This window comes from Bradyrhizobium lablabi (assembly GCF_001440475.1).
GTDB lineage: Bacteria > Pseudomonadota > Alphaproteobacteria > Rhizobiales > Xanthobacteraceae > Bradyrhizobium > Bradyrhizobium lablabi.
Map to the genome: position 1 here is coordinate 93,144 of NZ_LLYB01000047.1, position 21,802 is coordinate 114,945.

Sequence of the window (21,802 nt, forward strand, 5' to 3'; positions counted from 1 at the left end):
CCAATCAATCCATGCCTCTACCTTCCGACCGAAGCCTAGGGACTGCTCCCAATCCCCTTGTGGGCCGGGAGAAATGGCTTGCAGAGGACTAAACTATCGACCGGATCGTAACCGTGCCTGCGTTGCTCGAGATTTGACAGTCAGCGCTTCGGCTCCTTCATTCCTTTGAAGCCTTCGTCCTGTCGACCATGACCGCATCCTTCGCATGGCTTTGACCGCCCGCCCTCTTCGCCCTGACACCGTTTCATCGATTTCGCTCAACATCGCTCGCCCTAAGCTGAATCTCTCACGCGCCTCGAATGCGCTGACAAACAGAGAGACAGCCTTGAGCAATTCCACCCCTTCATCCCAACCCATTGCATCCGACTCCACCGCCCCCGCCATCACGGCGCCCGGGCCGAACTCTTCTGACGTGACCGGGACCGTCGCAGACGCCCCAGCTAAATCGACCTCCACCATCGCCCGGCACCAGACCCGGCGCGCCCCTCGCGAGAAGGACGGCAAGCCCGCCTTCATTCAGATCGCGAGAACGCCCCTGATCCCCGAGAAAATCCTCAGGGATCACGGCGCATTCTGTGTGATCGACACCCGGTTTCGTGCCGCCGCCCGTCTCCTGCAATGCCTGTGGCTGCGTGAACACGATATTCCCGCAGGTTCATCGGACGCAGGCGACACCTTCGACGGCCCCGCGGCCTTCGGCAATATCCTTTCGCCCGATGCGGCATATGCCGGCCGCAACTTCCTCAGTCCCGCCATTCATCGCCTCGCATTGCAGGAATGGCTCATGTGCGAGGAAGATGCCGCCATCGACGAAGAACGTCTGCTCGGCAACTCGCTCAGCTCCATGCCGCTAGTCTTCAACATGTTCGGCCCTATGGCGCTCGACCGCAAGCTCGCAACCGCCGTCTTCCGCGAATTGCTCCCGGGCTTCGTCCGCTCCGTCGAGCGCATCCGGTTCGAACACTCGCCGGGTCGGCGCGACGAACGCTTCCTCGCCGATCGCACCGCCTTCGATCTCGCCGTTCACGTCACCACTCCCAGCGGCGAACCCGGTACCCTCTTCATCGAGGTCAAGTACAGCGAGAGCATGGAAGGTCCAGCCGCGAGGATGCGTGACCGCTACAACGAGGCCTCCAAAGAGGTTCGTCTCTACGATAACCCCGACAGCCTCATCCTCCGCTCAGCACCCGTAGACCAGATCTGGCGAGAAGGAATGCTCGCGCAGCTCGCTGTCGACAACGGTATCACCCCGCGCGCCATCTTCCTCGCCATCGGTCCGAAGCTCAATCGCCGTGTCCAAGGTGTGTTCCGCGTCTATCAGGGCGAGCTCCTCGACGCCGACCGGCAAGACGCCGATCGCGTTCCCTTCATCCCGCTGACGCTCGAGACCGTCATCGAGGCGATTGTCACGGCAGGCGCCACCGACCACGCCCAGGTATTGTGGAACCGCTACTGCGACTTCGAGCGCGTCTACCGCCTGTCCCTCCAACAGCTCACCGGCGACGCAGCCCGCGCTCCAGCGAACAAGTCGGCGCAACATCACCAACCTGCCGCGCTTCCTCCTACTCGCCGGGCGCTTGCCGCAACGCCGGCGCTGCGGACGAGAGCGGCTTCATCGCGCCCGTGCGGCGCAGCCACCAAGCGGGAGGCGGTGTGATGAAAGCGAACGAGCTTCTTACCGTCGAGGACCGGGTCCGCCTTCTCGTCAACGCACTCGCAGATGATCGCGACGCCGCACCGATCCTGAAACTATTCACCCCCGACGGCACCGCGACCTGGCTAATCAGCGAGACTGATCTTGAAGATCCTGACCGGCTCTTCGGGCTGTGCGACCTTGGCCTCGGTTTCCCCGAGCTCGGCTATGTCAGCCTCGCCGAAATCTCTTCCGTCCGGGGCCCGCTCGGCCTCCCGGTCGAACGAGACCTCCACTTCGTCGGCGACAAGCCGCTCTCTGTCTATGCCGAGGAAGCACGCAGGCAGGGTCGCATCGTTGCCTAAACGGCCGGATTGCCCACACCAATGGCCCCACGAACCCCGCTGCCAGCCAGCCTTCGTCAACTACTACGAATGCGATGGCTGCGGGGCAACGTGGGAAGACGAGTGGTCCTGCGGTTGCGACGACGAATGCCCATCCTGCGGGACCGATATTGGCCCAAGCCAGTCCCGAAGGGTTGCCAGTTGCGCCTGCGACTACCTCGGGCATTGATGACAAGCATCACTAAAATTCGTCAACCCGCAGTGCTTTCACCGCGAATGAGGAAATATGACAATTGATGAAATCAACAAGCCTATCCCGTGGAACGGCAAAGCCCTCGACGGTGTATGGTCCGTTACCTTTAAGGTCGACGGCGTACGCGCCGTCTATGATGGGCGTGGCTGGTTCAGTCGTGCAGGCAAGCCTCTCTATAACATCCCGCCCTGGATCGGCGGCGCACGGGACTGTGAGGTATTCGTCAATTCGTTTCGAGACACCATCAGAGCGACCCGTACGGTGCGCTGGAAATCCAACACCCCACCCATTCGGCACGAGCACCTATTTGGACTCGATATCCTCGACCCGCGACTCGACAACGGCACGCTCCACGACCCCACTGCTCAGGAGATCCGGGCCGCACTGGAGGGAGCCCGAACGTTAGGTTTTGAGGGATTGGTACTCCGGCAAGGTGACTGCTGGCTCAAAGTGAAACCAGAAGAGACATACGACGTGGAAATCACTGGGTTCGTTGAGGGAAGAGGCAAGCACGGTGGCCGGCTCGGTCTCGTTACTACTCCACTAGGCGATGTAGGTTCTGGCTTTTCGGACGAACAACGAACAGCGCTCTGGGCTGACGCCCAGGCCGGGACACTCGTCGGGCAAGTCATTGAAGTCAGCTGTATGATGCTCACAGCAGCCGGCATGTTCCGTCATCCAAGGTTCGTTCGTATGCGACCCGACAAGCTGCCTGCCGTACCAATGCAAGAAGCTGTCGCACCGACGGGCATCTAACAGGAATCTCCACAACACCTCGAATAACCAAGCGACGCTGGGATTGAATTCGCTCCACCCTTGGCACGAAAAAATCATTCAGCATCGCGGCCTTCCCACTATATTCCTTGCCCCCGCCGATCACCACCCTCCTATCTGCCACCACTCTACACCACCCACTCCGCCGAGCCCTTAAAGGAGAGGAAGAAGAGGTTGAATGTTGCTTGTGAGACGAACCCCAGATGAACCGCTTCGGCGAAACATTAGAGGGTCCACCCAGAATCAAATCGTGACGGTTCGTGCGAGTCTTCCCAGAGCAGCGACGAGGGGTACCGGCACGTGAGGGACCTAGGAAACGTGACGTAGCCTGATGACTTGCAACGTGCGAAGCGTCGAAGAGCTCCCTTCATCGGGAGCTCTTTCTATATGAGACTATTCGATGGCCAACGGATCATTTGCCATGTCAACTTGGACGATTGCCGCCTTCACACACCGCGGCCGGGTGCGGTCCGCCAATGAGGACGCTCTCGCCGTCGATACGCACATTCTGACCGGGAACATGGACAAACCCTTGGTCATGACGGCAATGAACGATAGCTGCGTCCTGATGATCGCGGATGGCATGGGTGGCCACGCGCAAGGCGCCATGGCCAGCCGCGCTGTCCTCGATTATCTGGTCGCTGCGATCGATCGGCTTGCAGACGCTGCCACTTGTGCCGAGGTAGTCGAAGAAGCCAACCAGCATCTCTTTGAACTCATGCACGTGCATCAGGAAGCGCTCGGCATGGGCTCGACCATCGTAGGTGCCGTCCTGAAAGGACACCGATTGGTTACCTTCAACGTCGGCGATAGCCGTTGCTACCTGTTCAGCGCAGGTCAATTAGTGCAGCTCAGCCATGACGACGTGCCCGAAGGAGAGAACAACCAATTTAGGTCCCGCCGGTCCCACGCCCTCAGTCAGGCGTTGGGTGGCACCTCACTTCCCGTAGCGATCGAGCCCCACATCACCATCGACGCGCCGCTTGCGCCCGGAGAAACCCTTCTCCTCTGCAGCGACGGACTCACCGATATGGTCGCCGACCAGATCATCAGCTACACTTTAAGGACGACTGAAAGCCCTCTTCGATCTGCGCGCAAGCTGGCCGCTGAGGCATTCAACGCTGGGGCACGCGACAACATCTCCTTGATGGTTGTCCGCCGCTCCGACGTTCAAAATACCCAAATAGTCTAGAGGAGATGCTCAGGGCAGATAAGGCTGACGCTGAGATCCGCGTAGAGACTGGCAAGACGATCCAGGTCGAGGAATTCATCGAAACCTGATGCGATCGCGGATGATGTCGAAGAGGACGGCGACTCTGGAGGCGCCATGATACTCGGGCGCATGTCGACGACATCCATCTTGAAGCACTTCAGCGCGAATTAGCTTCCTTCCGGTAAGGGCCTGTCGGTGGCTTTCGGATCCCACAAACGAGAGCTCTTCGCCAGACGCCTTTCGAGACCAACCGCTTTCTCAAACCGATCGATCATCCGAGCATCGGTCGTGGCGAAGCCGATTGGCAACGTCGACCCCGGCGTGATCGCAACCCGCACCGTGAATGCGAGCGTCGCTCCGGCCTTCACGAACTCCAGGCTTGCGGGAAGGCTTCGCGAGCGCATCGATCGCCCCCGCTCAAACAGATGCCGGAATCTACCCATGATCTCTTTATCGGTTCCGNTGGATATCCAACAACATCGAAGTCACCGATCGCTCGCCCTCTTCTCCGCGCANCCGCGTTGCGAAGCGCAGCAATGGAAGTCGACAGGTCGAGCGAAGCTCCCCAAGCCGTACTGGCGCTTCGGGCCCAAATAATCTCGAAGCTCTTATCGGTGGAGAATTTCTGACGCGCAGCCAGGTAAGCGATCGCACCCGTGTTGTCGGGAAGATAGATCGATCCCGCGATGCCGCGCGTCGATTGGGGCGTACCGGTCGGCTGTTCGCGTTCTATCCACCTCTCGATGTCGAAGTATCCATCCCTTCTTCGAAGAAAATTCGAGAACCGCGTGTCTCCGAATACCGCATCGACGAATTGCAGGGTGGGGAAATCGGGGACCGGGGAAAAATGCGCCTTTCGGGCCGATGACATACCCTCGAGAAGCAATCTGAAACTCACAAACTTTTCGATCCTTACCCCATAGTCGATATCGATCTTGGGTCCTTCTGAAAGATCGAGAAAATCGGAAGTACGATAGGTCGACCATCCGTAGCCCTTCGGCTCGACGTGCCCAATTGAATACAGGTGGATCGAGTCGGCGTCCCCTGCTCCCTTCTTGTTGCGCACGAAGTCACGGAAGTTCGAGGTGAATGCTTCCTCCGCGAACCGACGCGGCACCTCCTTCGATAGCGCAGAGGGTGTCACCTCGATCAGGTGACGGCTGCCGTACGACCGCTCGGAAGGCAGGATGGTGCTAGCCACCATGTCGAACGAGACGGTCTCGTTCCACGTTTCGACGGAAACCATCCTCGGCATGCCGTCGCCGGACGAAGAGAAAAGCTCGTCAGCCGCGGGTTGCAGAGATGCAAACTCGCCCTCCAGGAGGACATGACCGCGCGCCACCAGATCCGAGAGCACGATCTCCATTTCCCTTACCGAGAAACCGAAGAAGGTCCGCAACCTCTGCACCGGTATGCGTTCGAACATCCGTAGCAAGCGAAGAACGAACTCGTCGACGACCGGGAGACGGCGATCTCGGGACACATTCAGGACGAACGAAAACCTGCGACAAGGTATTCTGAATCCGACCGTGTCGACGAGGATCCGATCCGACTTGCCGCTGGAATCCGTCATGACGACGACTCCGCTCTTACGATCTTGCCGGACGGCATACCGCGTACGTATTCCAGCACGCGTCGCATCGGGCTCCTCTTTGCCACTCTGCTCCACATCTTGGTAGCGCCGACGATGACGAGGCGCTCCTTGGCGCGTGACATCGCCACGTTGCAACGGTTCATATTTCCGACGTGACCAACGGTGCCTTTGGCGTTGCACCTTACGAGCGAGACGATGACGATCGCATTCTCCTTGCCCTGATACGAATCCACCGTGTCAAGTCGGATCAAATCCCTGAACGTCGCCGGCAAGTCACTCTGGGCGAGCAGGCGGTCAAGAAGCCCGCGCTGTTCTTTGTACATGCATATTATGCCGATCGGATAATCGTCTCCCAAGCCAGCAAGATGGTCCGCGATTTCATGACTCTGCTGGAGGCGCTTCAGCAGATCTATTATCGCCTTTGCCTCCGCCACGTTGGCGATGTCCCACGGGTTCCGTTCGTCAGGCTTTTCGAGATGGTTTTTCTGCGCGGATGTGTCGATCCATGTGACGCAGGACGGCAGTATGCTCTTGACCGCCGCGCTTGAGAAGAAGGCATCGCCGTTACGCTCCGGGGAGGTGACGAGCACGACGCCATTCGGCTTATAGAAGATATCCGAGACGAGATCGCAAATGGGCGGAGCCATCCGGTACTGCTCATTCAAGATTTGCCCGCTCTGCACACCGTAGGATGAGACGAATGCGCGCTCGAACTCGCTCCGCTGAATGTCGGCAGTCTGGGCCTGCGAGAACTCCCTACAAAGTTCGCGCGTCACGAGGTCGTCAACCATCGGCTTGAGTTGGAAATGGTCGCCTACCAACAATACCCTCTTGCCCAATTGAAGGGGAACCGCAAGTTCGCCAGGGGTGCAGCGCGCCGCCTCGTCGACGATGACCCAATCGAAGTCCGTCTGGTCTATTCGAACCCGCGTCTGTCCCAAACCTACGCAGGTGCCGGTCACAATCGTCTTCGTCTTTGCAAGAAACTCCTCGAAGTTCCTCGAACTGGAGGACAGCGCGTTCGTCCATTCTTGCGCGAGCGATAGCAGTCGTCCCATATTTGACGCATCCGCTTCAGGTACTCCGCGCTCTTCACGCAGACTCTCGAATGCCAATCCCAGCGTACCTGCGGGATTTTCCGGAGACAGTTCTTCAATTCCCGCGGCCTTCATGATGGCTGCGAAGGCCTTCCGGACGGTGCGGAGAGCGGCATGGAGACGCCTTTCGTCCTCCGACCGATGTCCACCGCGCCCGATTTCCTCAAGTAGATACTGGTAACGCCGGGCAAGGGACCCCGCCTGCCTGTCAAGGTCGACTGCCGCCTGCGCGAAACGGCGGTCTATTCCCAGGGACGACGCCAAAGACGACACCCGGGACCGGATCGAATTGGAGAATGAAACCCCGTAGCGCTCGCGGACCGACGCCGTATGATACGGCTTTACCGCGGCAGTGATGTTCTTCGATCCTATTCTCAACAGATTGGGACGGTGGCCGAACCCTCGGAAGGTCCGCAAGACCGCTTCGATCACGTTGTTGACCGCTTCGTGCGATTGGCTCGCTATCAGGATCCGCTCGGCCTTTCGGTCGGTCGCCAACCAATGAGCAAAAGCGGCAATGAACTTCGTCTTTCCCGTGCCGGGCGGTCCTTGGAGCAACCCCACCGGTCCTTGCTTTGCCACGTCGGCAAACGCCTTTCGCTGACCTGCATTCAGACCGTATTTGGCGATGGATTCAGGTTCGATCGGGAATTCGAAGTCGATTGCGTCGGCGGATCCGCCAGTGTCAAAATAGTCCAGCAGTCCCTTGATGGGCGATTCTTTCGCGATGATCCGGTCGACAGCACGCTTTCGTCTATCGTACGAGGTTTGCTGTTGGCGCTCGACCAACTGTACTGTATCGCCCTTCCGCAGATTCCACTCGAGATCCTTGATCGTCAGTTGGGATCCGTCCGTACCAGCAACGTCCAGACGTCCGATGCGCCGCCTTCTGCTTGCGACATTTACGTCGACAGATTCCTCCGGATCAAAATCGAAATTACCTCGCAGGATGTCGTACTTCGCGACCCAGCCTACCCCGGTCGAGACGACTTCAGAAGCGATCGTTACTTCCGGAACGAGATTCTGCTCGAGTTCGATGGACCTCCGCCAGAACCGAGCGGTATCCAATCGAACCGGCGCCTCGACGGAGTCCGGGACCGTTTCGGCGATGGGCGGCTCTCGCACCAAATCTTCGCTGGCGCCTTCCTGGGAATCATCCTCGATCCTAATTCCCGAGAGCAGGTCGATGAGCTCCGAAATCTCCGGCTCTCGCGATCTCCGGATCTCGATCGCCGCCTCGATCCGTTCGCATCTTTCGCTTTCCCGAAGCATCAGATCAAAGCCGATAGGTGTAATTTCGACATCCGGCTCCTTTTCCGGAGCGGAGAGGATATTCATCTGGAACCCAAGTCCGAAAACGAGATACCTGACGATGCCCTCGCCGAACCTGTAGGCCCGGGCAAAATAGTATCCCCGGTCAGACGGAAACGAGCCCGACGCGTCGGCAAGCCCGATCGATACAACTGGCGCCGGAGGTCTCTCGAGTTCGGTGACGACATCGACCAACATGTCCCGCACCGTGTCCAATGTCTCGATTGCTGGCCGCTCCAGTTCGCGCGACAATTGCTCCTTGCAGCCCAGCAATCGAGGATCGGCAGCCTTTTCCAGCAACTTCTTGATTACGGATACCGTCGCAAATCGATCGAGATGCTCGCCGCTCAACCGCTCCCAATTTTCAGGTAGCCATGCGGGTCTATCGACCTTCTCGCCGCCGAAATCTCCCGTTTCGAACAATCCCGCCACGGCCGGGAATGCCAAATCTCCTTCCACGCGCACAAAAATACATTTGGCACGGAGATTCCCGTGTTGGAGGCCGGCGCGATGCAGGGCGATGACGGCGGATAGAAGTCCGAGCGCGACCCGCGACGCGGCGAGAGCCGAAATCGGGCCACATTCATCAAGCGGCAGCCCATCGGACCGTCCGTACGTTACGAAGGCTCCCATCACCGAAAGGCCGCATGGCCCGAATTCGGGCAATCCTTCGGCCTTCGCGTCTCTGAGCTTTGTCACCCCTTGGAAGAGGCGAAGCAACGACAGGTCCGTTTGCGCGGTCTGCCCGCGAAAGAGGCGCGGCCATATTTTGACGACGATCCTCTCGGATTCGGAAACCTTGGACTCGTAGGCGATACGACGCCCCTGCGCCACTGGCCCTTCTGCCGGCCATTGGAATGCCGGATTGATGACCGTCTCAAATGCATCGAGCGCCGATTGATCGGCCACGGGCGAGTCATTGGTGTCCGCAATTCGACCGAACTCGTCCGACATCTCCATTGCAGTCTGGAATCGGGCCGAAGCAGAAGATCCAATTGCTTTGGAAAGCCAGGCGAGGACATCCTCCCGCGGAGTGCCGAGGCTCTGGTTCTGCAGTGCATCGAGAGCTTCCTCACCGTGGAAAAGAATCGCACGTGCGAGCAGACCCAGGTGATACACGTCGCGCTGCCAGTCGTTCGCCAACTCGATATCCGCAACCAACGGGGCCGCATAGCCGGCTAGTTCACTCAGCCAATCGCCGGGAAGTTCGTCGTCCGGCAGTATCGCCGAGGTAAACCCTCCGATGGAAAGGCGTGTCGTCGATTCAACCCATATGTTGCGAAGACCCAAATCGCGATGCGCCACCTTTCTTACGTGCAGCTCGGCGACCGCATTCAGGAGAGTCCGAACCAACGCAACGCGGTCGTCCCATCCTATTTCCTCTCTGGTCCGCTCTAGATAGTTTGGTAGTGCCATCCACCCCTTCGGCAGGCGTCGGAGATCGAAATGCTGCGTAAGGATTTCCGATCGCGTTTCACCGATGACTTCGAGAATCTGCCCATCCGCAAGCAGTTTACTTCGCACCTGGCTCAAATAACCGATCGTCCGCAAGTCGCGGTGAGCGATGTGAAGCCGATTGTCAGGNTGTGTTGAGGTGGACCGGGAGACGATCGAACGCCCACATTCGAAGGATCGCCNGAATGCCGCGAATCCTGCTTGAGCACGGAGCGATGTTCGGACCAAACGGCCTTGGGGTGAACGAACAGATTCTCCTGGACAACGCGGTAGCCGTCCCAGTCGACTTCCTTTGGCTTGAAACGCCTGCTGGTCTTGGTCAGGCGGTCGAATTCCGGTCCGTAGCTGTGTGCCTTTCTCGGTCGCAACGGCTGCGATTCAAGGAGCGAGCATCGACGCACGGGATCCACGATCGTGGGCAGTTGAGCAACCGTAAATATTCGGTCGGCCTCGCCCGGGGGGAGAGTCGCGGGGCCAGCGGTCCCAGTCATCAGAACGGCCGAGTCGACGTAGAACTGAAATCCCGGAATGGCGTCCCGTATGACTTTTCCCAGAACACGCGCTTTATGAGCGACGGAATAGACCGGCGACCTGCCGCGCGGGCGATCGTCGACCAGCCACATGTCGCCATTGCAGGTAAGGACCCCGTTCCAATCCTTGATCTCCAACAGAAGGACCCGATCATCCATTACGATCAGCGCGTCGATGTCCAACGGCCTGTCGCGAGGCGGCAAATATTGGAACGACGCGTACAGGAGCCAATTATCGGGAAGTGCGGCGGAAAGCGCCGTAAGCGCCGGAGCTTCGCGCGGATGTATTCCCGCGCTGTTCAAATATCGAATACGACAGCCCACCCGGCCCCGCTCCCCGTCTCCGCCCTGGCCCGATTATCCTTGGTTCTCAATAACACGCAAGGGTTCCAGCCCGAGCCTTAGGCAACCATTCATCGTCCGGCACCTGCCTCAGCGAGCCATCGGCATTGAGCCTCGGGCGTTGCGCAAGGGAGTTTGTTGGGGGCGCTCGCCGCGAAAGAAGAGCTGCGCTAGCGGCCCGCTCAATCCCGCCGCCCGGAGCGTCCTCGAAACTCCCTCAGCCCCAACCTGAAACCCCATCGCAGCGACCCGAAACCGGCGCCGCCTCCTCACGAAAGGAACGCCTCCCCGTGCAATGCAAGAACGACAACCCCCTCAAGATCACTCTTCCCGCTTTGGCGATGCTTGTTCTCTCGGGCTGTGGCGGCCAGTCCGTCTGCGCCGATGGCGACGTGCTCAAAACCGTGAGAAAGCTGTTCGATCAGCAACAGTTCGGTCAGTTCATCCAAGCCCCGCCCGGCATCTTCGTCGTTCAGGAGAAGAGTGCCACTTTGACCTCCACGGACGAGCAGGGCGGAAAGAGCTTCTGCTCGGTGCTGATTCAGCTCGACATCCTGGAAATGTCGAGGTTCACGGGAACGTCAGAGGCTGACCTTGCGAAAATGAAAACCGAAGCCCCGAAAAGAGGCCTTCCTCTGACGAAGGACTACCTCGTCAACTACACCGTCCAGCCGATGGCGTCTGGGCGGAACCATGTGACGGTGCTGCCGTGAGCACCACCGTTCAAAGCTTCGAAAAGAACAAGCGACCCACACGGCTCATCATCGCCCTGCTGCTCTCGTTCGTTTGCATCGCGCCCGCCAACGCGGAGAGCATCAACTTCTACAAGAAGGAGACGGACAAATTCTGGTCCGTCTACGGCGACGCCGACACCGAGACGGGACAGGCCACTTGCTATGGCAGCGTCAGCAAGAAGGACGGCTCCTGGATCCAGATCCACCGCTCACTCGTTGACGGCGAGCTCTGGGCCATCGCCCGCCACACCGCCTGGGAGATCGACGGCGACGGCCGAGGCACCCTGCGCTGGAAATTCTACAGCGCCAACAAGGACTCCTACATCGACGGCACCGAATTCACTTACGACATCCGCAACAAGAACACGATCCTGATCCTGCAGATCGCGCCCAAGCGATTCTCCGAGGTGCTCTGGAACACCCGGTATTTCACCCTGGTGATGCCCGGCAATCNTCCAGAACCTCTCTGTCAGCTTCGAGCGCAAGGGTTCATCCATGCTCGACGCNTCTCGCCGAATGCGTTCATCAGAATGAAAGGAAGTACAAAGACTTCAAGCCAACATTTGAAAAAGTTCCAGACTCGATAAAAGACAGGATCTGAGCGCGAGTAATGAGCGCCGAAGACAAGCTTAAACGCGCGATCGTCTGCCTCCTTAGGGCTAAATCCAGGAGTTCTCGCGTCAACCAAGGTCCGGCCTGCTTCGGGTAGCCAAGCGTCCCGATCGTCCAGCACCTTTGAAATCCCGTAGTCCGTAATTTTCGGAATGCCTTGGGCAGTGACGAGGATATTCCGCGGATTGAGGTCGCGGTGCACGAGGTCGTGCGACATCTGTGCGTACTCTATCGCGCTAAGAAGCGGATTGGCCGAGGTTTCTCAGAAAGGCATTCCAGCCGAGCGCTCCGTAACGGAGAATCCAATCCCTCAAGGTTGTCGTCGATCCACTCCATTGCCAGAAACCAACGGCCGGACGCGTCCCGATCCACAGTTAGCATGGTAACGATGTTGGGATGCTGTAGCCGCTCCAGGGCGTTTACTTACCGAGTGGAGGACGCGCTCGATCGCTCCTGGTCGGCGGTCTGCTTCATTCGCTTGATAGCGGCGAATTTGTTGGACTGAAGATCGACCGCTTTCTGAATTGTGCCCATTCCGCCTTCCTTGATTTCAGGGAGCAGAATGAGCGGTCGCAGGGTGGTCGCTGAAGGCCGGCGCCCTGTGATGGTGTAACTCAGTAATGGAGACTGTTGCCCGACGCTTCGCCAAGCGAAGCAGATTACCGGATTTGGCTCTCGAACGAAAATGAGTGAACCGCTTTCAAAGCGCGCGTGTTTTCTATACTTATTCGACCATAAGTTGGAGGATTCTGCTAGGCGATCCCTTGCCTAGGCCGGCTAGCTGGGGGAAATCGTTGCCTTCAGCTGTGGAATTCTGCCCGTCTTGTGCATGGTCCCGTGACGAACGAGCGGAGAGAACGCAGCATGGCGCTGGTCCGTGTGCTTGAAATCGAGAACTTTCGGGCGGTGAAAGCCCTTCGCTGGTTGCCTGGTCCGGGCATAAATTGTCTGGTCGGGCCGGGCGACAGCGGCAAGTCGACCATCCTTGACGCCATCGATCTTTGTCTTGGTGCACGCCGATCGCTTTCCTTCACCGACGCCGATTTCCATGTTCTGGATTTCGGTCAACCGATCCGCATTGCGCTGACGCTTGGCGCCCTCGACGACCCCCTGAAGAACATCGACGCCTATGGCGACTTCCTCGTGGGCTTCAATGCGGCCACCGGGTTGGTGGAACCGGAACCCGGCGCCGGGCTCGAAACCGCACTGACGCTTCAGCTCATCGTCCAAGATGATCTCGAGCCGGAATGGACGCTAATCTCGCCGCGTGCCCAGACCGCAAGTCGGACACGCAATCTTAATTGGGCTGATCGCACGCGGATCGCTCCGGCGAGGCTTGGCGTCGCCGCGGGTATGCATCTGACGTGGCGACGAGGGTCTGTGCTGACCAAGCTCACAGACGGTAACGCGGATGCATCAAAGGAGCTGACGCGGGCGGCTCGTGAGATGCGCAACGCTTTTGACCAAAAGGAACTTCAAGAGCTCGAGGAACCACTGAAAGTCGTCACGGCGGCCGCAGAGGACATGGGCGTACCAGTTGGAACGGCCGTGCAGGCGTTGATCGATGCGGGTTCGGTCACATTCACCGGCGGCACTATCTCACTCCATGATGAGCAGGGAGTGCCACTGCGTGCTCTCGGACTTGGCTCATCGCGGCTGCTGATCGCTGCGCTGCAGCGGAAGGCGGCCGACAAGGCAACGACGTTTCTGATCGACGAGCTGGAATATGGGCTTGAGCCTCACCGGATCATCCGCCTGCTCGGTGCGCTGGGCGCCAAGGAAGACGTGCCGCCGCTGCAGGTCTTTGCAACGAGCCACTCACCTATAGCCGTCACCGAGCTGAGCGCACACCAGCTTCATATCGTGCGCAAGAATGACGAGCAGCACACTGTCCGCCGCGCGAGCGACGCCGGGGACGTACAGGGCACGATCCGGGCCCACGCTCATGCATTGCTTGCCTCGTCCATTGTGGTGTGCGAGGGCGGAAGTGAAATCGGTCTGATGCGCGGCCTGGATCAGCATTTCACTACTCTTGGCGATAAATCGCTCGCAGCATGCGGCGCGGCCTTGGTCAACGGCAACGGCGACGAAACCTTCAGCCGCGCAATCGCTTTGCAGTCTCTGGGCTACCGGACGGCTATCCTGCGAGACAGCGACAAGCCCGCCCCCACGCAGGAGGAAGCTACGTTCATTGCGAAGGGCGGCAAAGTGTTCGCATGGGGCGGAGGACGAGCGCTTGAACAGGAATTGTTCGCCGCGCTTCCCGACGACGCCGCTAATGATCTCCTTGATCTCGCTATTGAGGTGAAAGATCGCGCATTGATCGAAGCGCATATCAAGACAATTTCGAAGAACGCAAAAACACTCAAGGACCTAGAAACTGAGGCATTGATAGATGGCCTCAGCCCCGATACGCGCACGCTTCTCGGAAATGCAGCGGCGCGCTTTGGATGGCTTAAGACAATCAGCACGATGGAGACGGCGGGCCGGACTATCGTCGGTCCCGCTTATAACGAGGCTGATGCCAGTCTTACCAACGTCATGGACGGCGTTCTGGACTGGGTCGAAGATGGCGGCCGCTGAAATCGACCTTCGCACAATTGGGCGTGGGCTGGTGATAGCGCCAGCCGGCTGTGGCAAGACCCAGCTGATCACGGATGCTCTCGCAAGGCATGACGGGNTCAAAACCCATCTTGGTGCTGACTCATACCAACGCGGGGGGCGCCGCACTCCNGCGGCCGTCTCGAAAAAGCGAACGTGAAGCCGGGCGCTTACCGCGCCGCAACACTGGACGGCTTCGCCATCAGGCTTATTTCGACGTTTCCTCAGCGAGCCGGGCACGACCCGCGAATTGTAACTGCCGCCCGGCCGAACTATGAAGCGATCCGTGACACGGCAACGCGGCTCGTTGCCGCCGGGCACCTCCATGACGTTCTCGCCGCCAGTTTCGCGCAGCTATTTGTGGATGAGTACCAGGACTGCTCGATCCGCCAGCACGCCCTCGTAACTTGGTTAGCTCAGAGTCTACCCACAGCCATCGTCGGAGATCCGTTTCAGGCAATCTTTGGATTCAACGCCGCCGACCCGTTGGCAGATTGGCAGACGGACGTACTCTCGTTTTTTCCCAAAGCGGGAGAACTTAACATTCCGTGGAGGTGGAACAACGCAGGCGCGCATGACCTAGGTCGGTGGCTGCTGTCGATACGGCCCGACCTCGCGGCAGGCAAGCCCATCGATCTTCGGAACGCACCTAGCAGTGTGCAGTGGATTCAGCTTGACGGTCGCCAGGACGAAGCGCTGCGGCTTGGGGCAGCCGCTGTGGACGCGCCGGGCGACACGAAGGTCTTGATCATCGGCGATAGCACGGACCCTCGTGGACAGCGTCGTTTGGCCCGCCAAGTCGAAGGAGCTGTCACGGTCGAGGCTGTGGACCTGCGTGATCTGACGGATTTTGGCAGTGCCCTCGACCTTGCCAGGTCCGAAGCGCTTTCCGTTGTGGCCGGTTTTGCGGAGAATTTGATGAGCGCGTTTTCCGCAAACGACCTGGTCCGGTCGGTTGCGGCCACCCGGGCCGGTAAACTCGGACGGGCCCTGACCGCTATCGAGCAAGCAGCCGTAAGATTTGAAACTTCGCGGTCGCTTGCAGATGTCGCGGATCTCCTCACCGCCATTAACCGCGCCGGCGGAGTTCGCTGCTACCGTCCTGCAGTCTTGGCCGCAGCACAGCGCGCTCTGCAACTTGCAGCCTCTCTCGACGGGCCATCGTTTCGAGAGGCGACGGTGACGATCCGAGAATACTCTCGGCTCATTGGCCGGCCGCTCGCGAAGCGGTCCGTCGGAAGCACCCTGCTCCTGAAAGGTCTCGAAGCCGACATCTCGGTCGTCCTCAATGCGGGCGCCCTCGACGCGCGCAATCTCTACGTTGCGATGACCCGTGGGTCACGCCAGGTCTTGGTTTGCTCGCCCTCGCCAATTCTCAATCCACCCTGGTAAGTCACGCTACGGTGGGTCGACCCAGGACACTTGCGCTGTGGACATATACACAATAACGCCCCGCCCGGCCCCTGTGACGCGCAGATAGTCGCGCAGTTGCGCCACATGTGCGCTGTGTGCCGCCGGCGCGGGATTCACGTCTGACTTCCAGTCGATGACGAGGGTGATGCGCTCTTCCTCTATTGCGGCAGCATCCGCACGACCCGCAAGAAAACGCGGCGGATTTGCCGCCCAGAGCGGAACTTCGGGCACCATTTGCGCGAGGAAGGGCGCGAGTTCCGGCAGCGCCAATGTGCGCAGCGCCGTCTCGGCCATCTCGATCGCGTCGGGCTTTGCGACATCCGTCGGGTCATCGGATTGCAGTTGAGCAAGCAGCTCGGCTGCGCGACGGGTGGCCTTTTCACGAAGGCGTTCAAGTTCACCGGTCAGAAACTCTTCCATAAGCTTGTGCAGGATCGTACCCCGGAGGGCGCCCGCCCCTACAATCCGCGCCCTCACGTCGGACGCCGCATCGACCACGAACACATCAACAAGGTCGGCGCTGCGATCAGCATCGCGTTCGCTCGGACGGTCCCATGCGATCGGCGGCGAAGCCGCGGCCAGCCGCTCGCCTTCGGCCGCAAATACCGGCACGGTCTGATTGTTGGCGATGGGCTGCGGAACGCTCATGACAGGCTCCGGCAACACGTCAGCTCGAATCTCGGAAAGTCGCTTTTGCCCAAGGTCCATCACCCGCGACCACGACCGTGAGGGAGCGCCAGGCAGATCGGGGATCACTAAGAGATCTCGCGCGCGGGTCGTTGCGACATACCAAAGCCGCTCGCGTTGCCGCGCCTCGCGAAACTCCTCCTCTTCGCGGGCGGCCGCCAGAGCGGGCGGCTCGATACCCCCAACGATCCAGTGAATCGTATCATCGGATTGCCGATAGACGAACTGATCCTGGGGCTTGAAGCGCGTCGACGAATTCACGGTGATGACAACCGGCCATTCCAGCCCCTTGGCGCTGTGCATGGTGACGATCTCCACCGAGTCTTCGGACGCGTCGACCCTTCCTTCCGGATGCCGACGCTTGCTCTGCCATCCGCGCTGGAGATCGAGCGCAAATCCGCGCAGCCCGGCAACGTTGTAGGGTCTGGCGAGTTCGACGATGGCGTCAAGGTTCGCAAGCGCGCGCGCGTTGCGCTGGCCGTGCCGAGCGGCCATGATCACTCTCAGGTTCAGGCGCTCGATTGCGAAGGCGACGAGCTGCATCGGTGTGAGTTCGGCGGCAAGACGATGCAGCTCCTGGAGCTTCACCAGAACGTCCTTAGCGAGCGGGTTAATGACCTCGTCCGCAGAGGTTCTCAGCTGGAAGCGCCGGCGTCCGTCCTGATCGGGAGCTAACGCCGCCGTGATATCAAGAAGGTCTTCGTCGCGTAGTCCGACAATGGGACCTCGCATAAGTGCGCCGAAGGCGAGAGTGTCGAGTGGATCGGAAAGCACACGGACCAGAACGAGGATGTCTTGAAGCTCCTGGCGCCGGAACAGCGCGTGACCTGCCTGAGAGGCCACCGCGATGCGTTGCGCTTCGAGGGCGCGTTCATAGCGCCAGAGATCAGCGTGGGTCGGCGCAAGCAATGCAATGTCGCCTGCGCGCAAGTATCGTTCCGTCCCATCCGGGGCGGAAATTTTCAAGGCGCCAATCAGGCGCGCGCACAGCTTGGCAACGGCTGCCGCTTCCGCTTCGCGGTGATCCTCGGCGCTCGCGTCACGCGGAACGTCGATTGTGAGCTTCGCTGCCGCACTCAACGGCAGCGGCGGTAGCGCAAGCGTCGGAGCGAGTGGTACGAAGCCCGGTTGTCCCGCCTTTGCAAGGACGTCTTGGAACACGTGGTTGACGTGCGCAATAACCTCCGGACGGGATCTAAAGTTCGCGGTAATATTAAGCAGGCAGCCGTTTTTGGCTTCTGCAATCGCGGACTTCGCTAGCGCGTAAGACTCTACGTCAGCGCCGCGAAAACGATATATCGCTTGTTTGGGGTCTCCCACCAGGAACAGCGCCCCGGAGCGCAAGACTGCACTGCTCCAAGTCGAGGGCTTCGACCGCGCGGCTATGCAGAATACGATCTCCGCCTGCACGGGATCCGTATCCTGGAACTCATCGACGAGCAGGAAGGGATATCGGCCGGCAAGCCAAGCGCGAATATCGGGATTCTCGCAAACAAGCGCGCGCGCCTGCCGTAGCAGGTCGTCGAAATCGAGGACGGCGGCTTCGCGTTTGCGCAGGTCGTATGCCTCGATTACCTCGGTCAGGTGCACAGCCAGTTCATGCGCTAGGGTTTGCGCGATGCAGCCAATTAACGCTCGATAGGCTGCGCGAACCGCCTCGAAGTGTTCCGTCGCTTCCTCTGCGCGACGCCTTCCATCCACCTCGCCGAGACCTTGCTTCCAAGCCCGCATCCTATCATAAGGCAGCAAGTCGATACTTTTCTGCCGCATCATACTGATACGGGGTGGCTGGGTCAGGCGCCACAACGCGGAAAAGCCAGCATAGGCGTGATCGCCCGCGAAGAACGCCGAAAGGCGCTCGAGATCCGCGATAAGGCCCGCTGTCCACGTCTCTCCCGGTCCCGCGGTATGCCAGCGGGAAAATGCAGAGACGGCGTCTGCGAAGGTACGGTCCGGGCGAGTTGAGAAATCCGGCGCTCGCACGGTCGCGCTGCGATGATCTCGCCGGAGGATGGCAAGCTCGCGCGCACGGTTGACTACCCCCAGCGGGTCGTCCTTTGCAAGGATAGCAATCGGGCTGTCCCGTTCGTCGCTCCCGGCCAGCACCTTCTTCAGCCAGGTCGCAAGCACTTCATCAAAAAGGGCATCGGCAATGGTCTCGTCAACGACACGCGAACCAGGATCAAGGCCAGCGTCGATCCCGTTCGCACGAATAATGCCTTGACAAAAGCCGTGAATCGTTGTGGCAGTGATTTCTCCGATACGTGGCGCGGCCTCATCCAGGTGTGCGCGCGCGGCTGTGCCTAAGGGCAACGAAAGAACCCCGGCGAGTGCGGGCGGCTGCCGTCCATGGCGAAGCTCGTCGACGGTCCAGCGTATGCGCGCCTCGAGCTCGCTCGCTGCAGGTTCGGTGAAGGTGATCGCTGCAATCTTGGAAGGATCAATCCCGCTCGCGATCATCATCGCGACGCGGGCGGCCATCAGCGATGTTTTTCCGGTGCCAGCCGCAGCCTCGACCAGCATGTTGGTTTCAAAGTCCGTGAGCGCACGCCGGCGGGCATCGAGATCAGGCACGTTCACGGGCTACTCCAAAGTTTGTCTAGCGTGCTGTTCGCCTGAGCAAACAGGAGACGCTTTACGCGGCGGTACGAATCGAGGTCCGCAGGCAGGGCGACGGTAAGCGGATCGAAGAATGCAGGCGCTGGCCCGGGTGCAATCTGGCCATTGCGTTGCAGGTGAACGCCGGCCGCCGTGAATGCGATAGCCTGGTCGATGGCCTTCGTCAGCTCTTCGTCTGCAAGGCTTAGCGTTCGAGCCGGGTCGTGTTTTAGGTACGTCAGCTGCGAGCTCAGGCTCCGGACATCAGGAAGAAGAGATCGTACTGCGAGGCCGTAGAAGACGCGCTGAAGTTCAGCACCGCGATCGAATACGACAGGCTTTTTTCGCTCAGGCGCCGTCCCGACCTTATAGTCAGTGATGACCGCTGTGCCGCGCGCTGCATCTTCGTCAAGACGATCAATTCGTCCCCGGAAGCCAATTCCGGTCTGCCCGATTGGGACAGGCGAGCGTGTAGTCCACGGATGAGGCCCATCTCCAGGCTCGCCAAAGGAGAGCTCCGTCCAGCTCTTGCCGCGTGGTTCACCTAGCGCCTCCTTCAGTCCTCGCAGTGCACGCTCGCGAGCCATCTCTACTGTGTGACGCCAGAGAAGGCTCGGTGGAACAGCCCTCGCGAGCGGCCAGCACTTGGTGAGGCGTGCTGCTTCTTGATCCAGGGCGATACCAATTTCGTCGAGATTTTGTGGTACGCCATGTTGTAACACGCCACCAATAAGAGCGTGGACGAGTTCGCCGAAGGCGCGATGGTCAAGCGCGAGCGGTTGAGGGTCAAGATTCGGCTCGCGCCAATGAAGGGCGTATTCCCAGATGAAGCCCTGCGGATCGCAGAGAAGGCGATGAAGGGATGTGGTGGATTGAACGTTGGCGAGGGCATCCACCACGAGCGGGTGGTCGGGGCGGACTCTTCCGTCATGAGCCGTGTGCTGCTCGCCGTCCCACCACGCACGCCAGCAGGCACGGCTTGCGCGCACTTGGGGGTCCTTGCCTGCGTCAGTCGGGCGAGCATAGAGGCGGTCGCTTTCGCTGAAGGCATGTGCGGGGATCGCGCTCCGCCCGACCAGACGCTCTCTCTCTTTGGGCCACAATGTGCTGGCTGCCTGCAAGGATCCAGTCCCACTTCTGTAAGCGCGCGACAGCGAGTAGCTGGTCGATTGGCCGACGATGATGTCGTGCATCATCTGGTCACCTTCGGCCGCCTCAGCAGATGGAAGTCGTAGTTGCCCAAGCAAGTGCTGGGGTAGCAGTGGATTTTCGTTCGACCGTCTTGGCCATGTGTTCGCATCCAGGCCGATCAGGCGAACGTGCGCGCGCGGGGCCGCCGCCACGTGACGCGCAGGTCCCCATGCGATAGAGTCCCCAGGTTCGCGTCCGTCGGAAACGCGCATGGCCTGCAAGGAGAGCTCGACTGCGTATGGGGGCGCCATGCGCAAAGCATCCCGCCACAGTGTCAGTGTCGGCCCTTTCAAAATGCGGCACCCGACTGCTTCGGCCGACGCAATCCCGCCGGCCAAGTCTTCGAGAATCGGCAACAATGCCCCCTCCGCGAGGTCACCGTTCGCGCGCTCGCCTCGAGCTTGTTCCAAAGCGTGTCGCCAAAGCCCCAGACTCGTTAGCGCAGCACTTCGCCGCAAGCCTTTGGCCCAGTCACTGGGCAGGTTTTCTTTGGCTGGGCTACGCGGCAGCCGAGCAAACAGGAGCCTTACGCGATCCTGAGACAGCCCGCGTAGTAGGATGTCCGCGAGAGAAGCGCAGGCCTGTCCTTCGCGGGTCGCTAGCGCTGGAATACCGTGTGTGAAATGCACGGGCATCCCTGCTTCGCGCGAGAGAACCAGAAATGCATCGTCCCAGGCTGCTGGCGAGGCTGCCGAAATTGCGATCTCGTCGGGAGCAGCTTTTCCGTCCGCCACAAGCGCGCGCGCCCATCGCAACGCCTCCCGCACTTCATTTCGCGGATCGGCACAGAGATCGGCGGAACTGTGCGATGCTTTACCGGAGGGGCGCGTTTCAATCTCTCCAGCGAACCAGGCGCGCCGGCTGTGTCGTGATGCAATCCATCGCACCGGCACAACATCGCAGAGCGCCTGAATAAGGGGACGCCAGACGGCTTGGATATCGGGGATGTCTTGGATGGTGATCGCGCCTACTAACTTTGGAGCGAAGCGAAGCCGCGTCAGGGCAGCTTTGACCAAATCGGGGGGCGTCAGCATTCCGGACGGCAGAGCGCCTCGGACGCGGCGTTCGAGCAACGCAAAATCCCTGAGCCGGGCATTGTCGGGATAAGAAGCCGGGACCTCCATGTCCCACCAGTCTCGGAGCGACGATAGGACGGCCAGGGGCATCCCCGGCAGTGCGGAAACCTTATCGATGTCCTCGTATCCACCTGCCTCGAGCGCCTGCGCTATAGCCAGATTTAAGCTCTCATGCGAGGCTGGCGAGACAAAGCCGCCGGCAAGCCGCGCTGCAAGAAGCGGCAGCGTCAAGATCTGCCGACCCATGGCCCTTTGACGAGCCGCATCGAGCCGCCGCATTCGCAGCGCTAAAGGTCCATCAACAACTACAGCATGGATTTGCATTTGGCGCCCTCTCGCCCGAC

At 60.0% G+C, this 21,802-nt stretch carries 11 protein-coding genes and 2 pseudogenes; 7 read left to right on the top strand and 6 right to left on the bottom strand.

Translation table 11 applies throughout. From position 1 onward, the window contains the following. Window positions 1–325: 325 nt before the first annotated feature. The 4 genes from CQ14_RS07660 (at window position 326) to CQ14_RS07675 (ending at window position 4,196) form a co-directional block, all read left to right on the top strand. A complete protein-coding gene (locus CQ14_RS07660) occupies window positions 326–1,657 on the top strand; it encodes a PGN_0703 family putative restriction endonuclease (RefSeq protein ID WP_156434754.1) in 1,332 nt (443 codons plus the stop codon). Then, complete coding sequence (locus CQ14_RS07665) at window positions 1,657–1,998, top strand: DUF2958 domain-containing protein (RefSeq protein WP_057857308.1); 342 nt, start codon at window positions 1,657–1,659, stop codon at window positions 1,996–1,998. The genes CQ14_RS07660 and CQ14_RS07665 overlap by 1 nt, the downstream gene beginning before the upstream one ends. Before the next feature lie 265 nt (window positions 1,999–2,263). After that, window positions 2,264–2,986 (top strand): hypothetical protein, encoded by a 723-nt coding sequence (locus tag CQ14_RS07670; protein WP_057857309.1) that lies wholly within the window; start codon window positions 2,264–2,266, stop codon window positions 2,984–2,986. A 418-nt stretch (window positions 2,987–3,404) separates the two neighbouring features. Next, window positions 3,405–4,196, top strand: a complete 792-nt coding sequence (locus CQ14_RS07675; protein WP_082649762.1) for a PP2C family protein-serine/threonine phosphatase — start codon at window positions 3,405–3,407, stop codon at window positions 4,194–4,196. Here CQ14_RS07675 and CQ14_RS45890 read toward each other — a convergent pair. From CQ14_RS45890 to CQ14_RS48140, 3 genes and pseudogenes are all read right to left on the bottom strand, one after another. Next, window positions 4,193–4,363, bottom strand: coding sequence for a hypothetical protein (locus CQ14_RS45890; protein ID WP_199805463.1), 171 nt, complete (start codon window positions 4,361–4,363; stop codon window positions 4,193–4,195). The genes CQ14_RS07675 and CQ14_RS45890 overlap by 4 nt on opposite strands. 1,423 nt (window positions 4,364–5,786) lie before the next feature. Further along, entirely contained in the window at window positions 5,787–9,635 is a 3,849-nt protein-coding gene (locus CQ14_RS07690) for an AAA domain-containing protein (RefSeq protein WP_210183151.1), read from the bottom strand. A gap of 222 nt (window positions 9,636–9,857) precedes the next feature. Then, window positions 9,858–10,528 (bottom strand): annotated as a pseudogene (locus tag CQ14_RS48140) (nuclease-related domain-containing protein); the annotation flags it as partial. A gap of 308 nt (window positions 10,529–10,836) precedes the next feature. Here CQ14_RS48140 and CQ14_RS07700 point away from each other — a divergent pair. Then, entirely contained in the window at window positions 10,837–11,259 is a 423-nt protein-coding gene (locus CQ14_RS07700) for a hypothetical protein (RefSeq protein ID WP_057857315.1), read from the top strand. 528 nt (window positions 11,260–11,787) lie between these two features. Here CQ14_RS07700 and CQ14_RS48145 read toward each other — a convergent pair. Beyond that, window positions 11,788–12,127: pseudogene (locus CQ14_RS48145) on the bottom strand (protein kinase); the annotation flags it as partial. Window positions 12,128–12,756: 629 nt separating this feature from the next. On the opposite strand from CQ14_RS48145, the gene CQ14_RS07710 reads away from it, so the two are divergent. Together CQ14_RS07710 and CQ14_RS07715 are read left to right on the top strand one after the other, a co-directional pair. Then, entirely contained in the window at window positions 12,757–14,475 is a 1,719-nt protein-coding gene (locus CQ14_RS07710; RefSeq protein ID WP_057857317.1) for an ATP-dependent nuclease, read from the top strand. A 378-nt stretch (window positions 14,476–14,853) separates the two neighbouring features. Beyond that, the gene (locus tag CQ14_RS07715; RefSeq protein ID WP_245320250.1) at window positions 14,854–15,885 is read left to right on the top strand and encodes a UvrD-helicase domain-containing protein; all 1,032 of its coding nucleotides are present in this window, start codon (window positions 14,854–14,856) and stop codon (window positions 15,883–15,885) included. A gap of 6 nt (window positions 15,886–15,891) precedes the next feature. On the opposite strand, the gene CQ14_RS07720 is transcribed toward CQ14_RS07715, so the two are convergent. After that, complete coding sequence (locus CQ14_RS07720) at window positions 15,892–19,173, bottom strand: UvrD-helicase domain-containing protein (protein WP_245320247.1); 3,282 nt, start codon at window positions 19,171–19,173, stop codon at window positions 15,892–15,894. Further along, a complete protein-coding gene (locus tag CQ14_RS07725; protein ID WP_057857318.1) occupies window positions 19,170–21,782 on the bottom strand; it encodes a PD-(D/E)XK nuclease family protein in 2,613 nt (870 codons plus the stop codon). Before CQ14_RS07725 ends, CQ14_RS07720 begins: the two co-directional genes overlap by 4 nt. Between the last annotated feature and the right edge of the window lie 20 nt (window positions 21,783–21,802).

What these genes read in the sequence shown, in the direction of transcription:
- CQ14_RS07665 (WP_057857308.1), top strand. Translation starts at nt 1,657, where the DNA reads ATGAAAGCGAACGAGCTTCTTACCGTCGAGGACCGGGTCCGCCTTCTC.
- CQ14_RS07670 (WP_057857309.1), top strand. Translation starts at nt 2,264, where the DNA reads ATGACAATTGATGAAATCAACAAGCCTATCCCGTGGAACGGCAAAGCC.
- CQ14_RS07675 (WP_082649762.1), top strand. Translation starts at nt 3,405, where the DNA reads ATGGCCAACGGATCATTTGCCATGTCAACTTGGACGATTGCCGCCTTC.
- CQ14_RS45890 (WP_199805463.1), bottom strand. Translation starts at nt 4,363, where the DNA reads ATGGATGTCGTCGACATGCGCCCGAGTATCATGGCGCCTCCAGAGTCG.
- CQ14_RS07690 (WP_210183151.1), bottom strand. Translation starts at nt 9,635, where the DNA reads ATGGCACTACCAAACTATCTAGAGCGGACCAGAGAGGAAATAGGATGG.
- CQ14_RS07710 (WP_057857317.1), top strand. Translation starts at nt 12,757, where the DNA reads ATGGCGCTGGTCCGTGTGCTTGAAATCGAGAACTTTCGGGCGGTGAAA.
- CQ14_RS07725 (WP_057857318.1), bottom strand. Translation starts at nt 21,782, where the DNA reads ATGCAAATCCATGCTGTAGTTGTTGATGGACCTTTAGCGCTGCGAATG.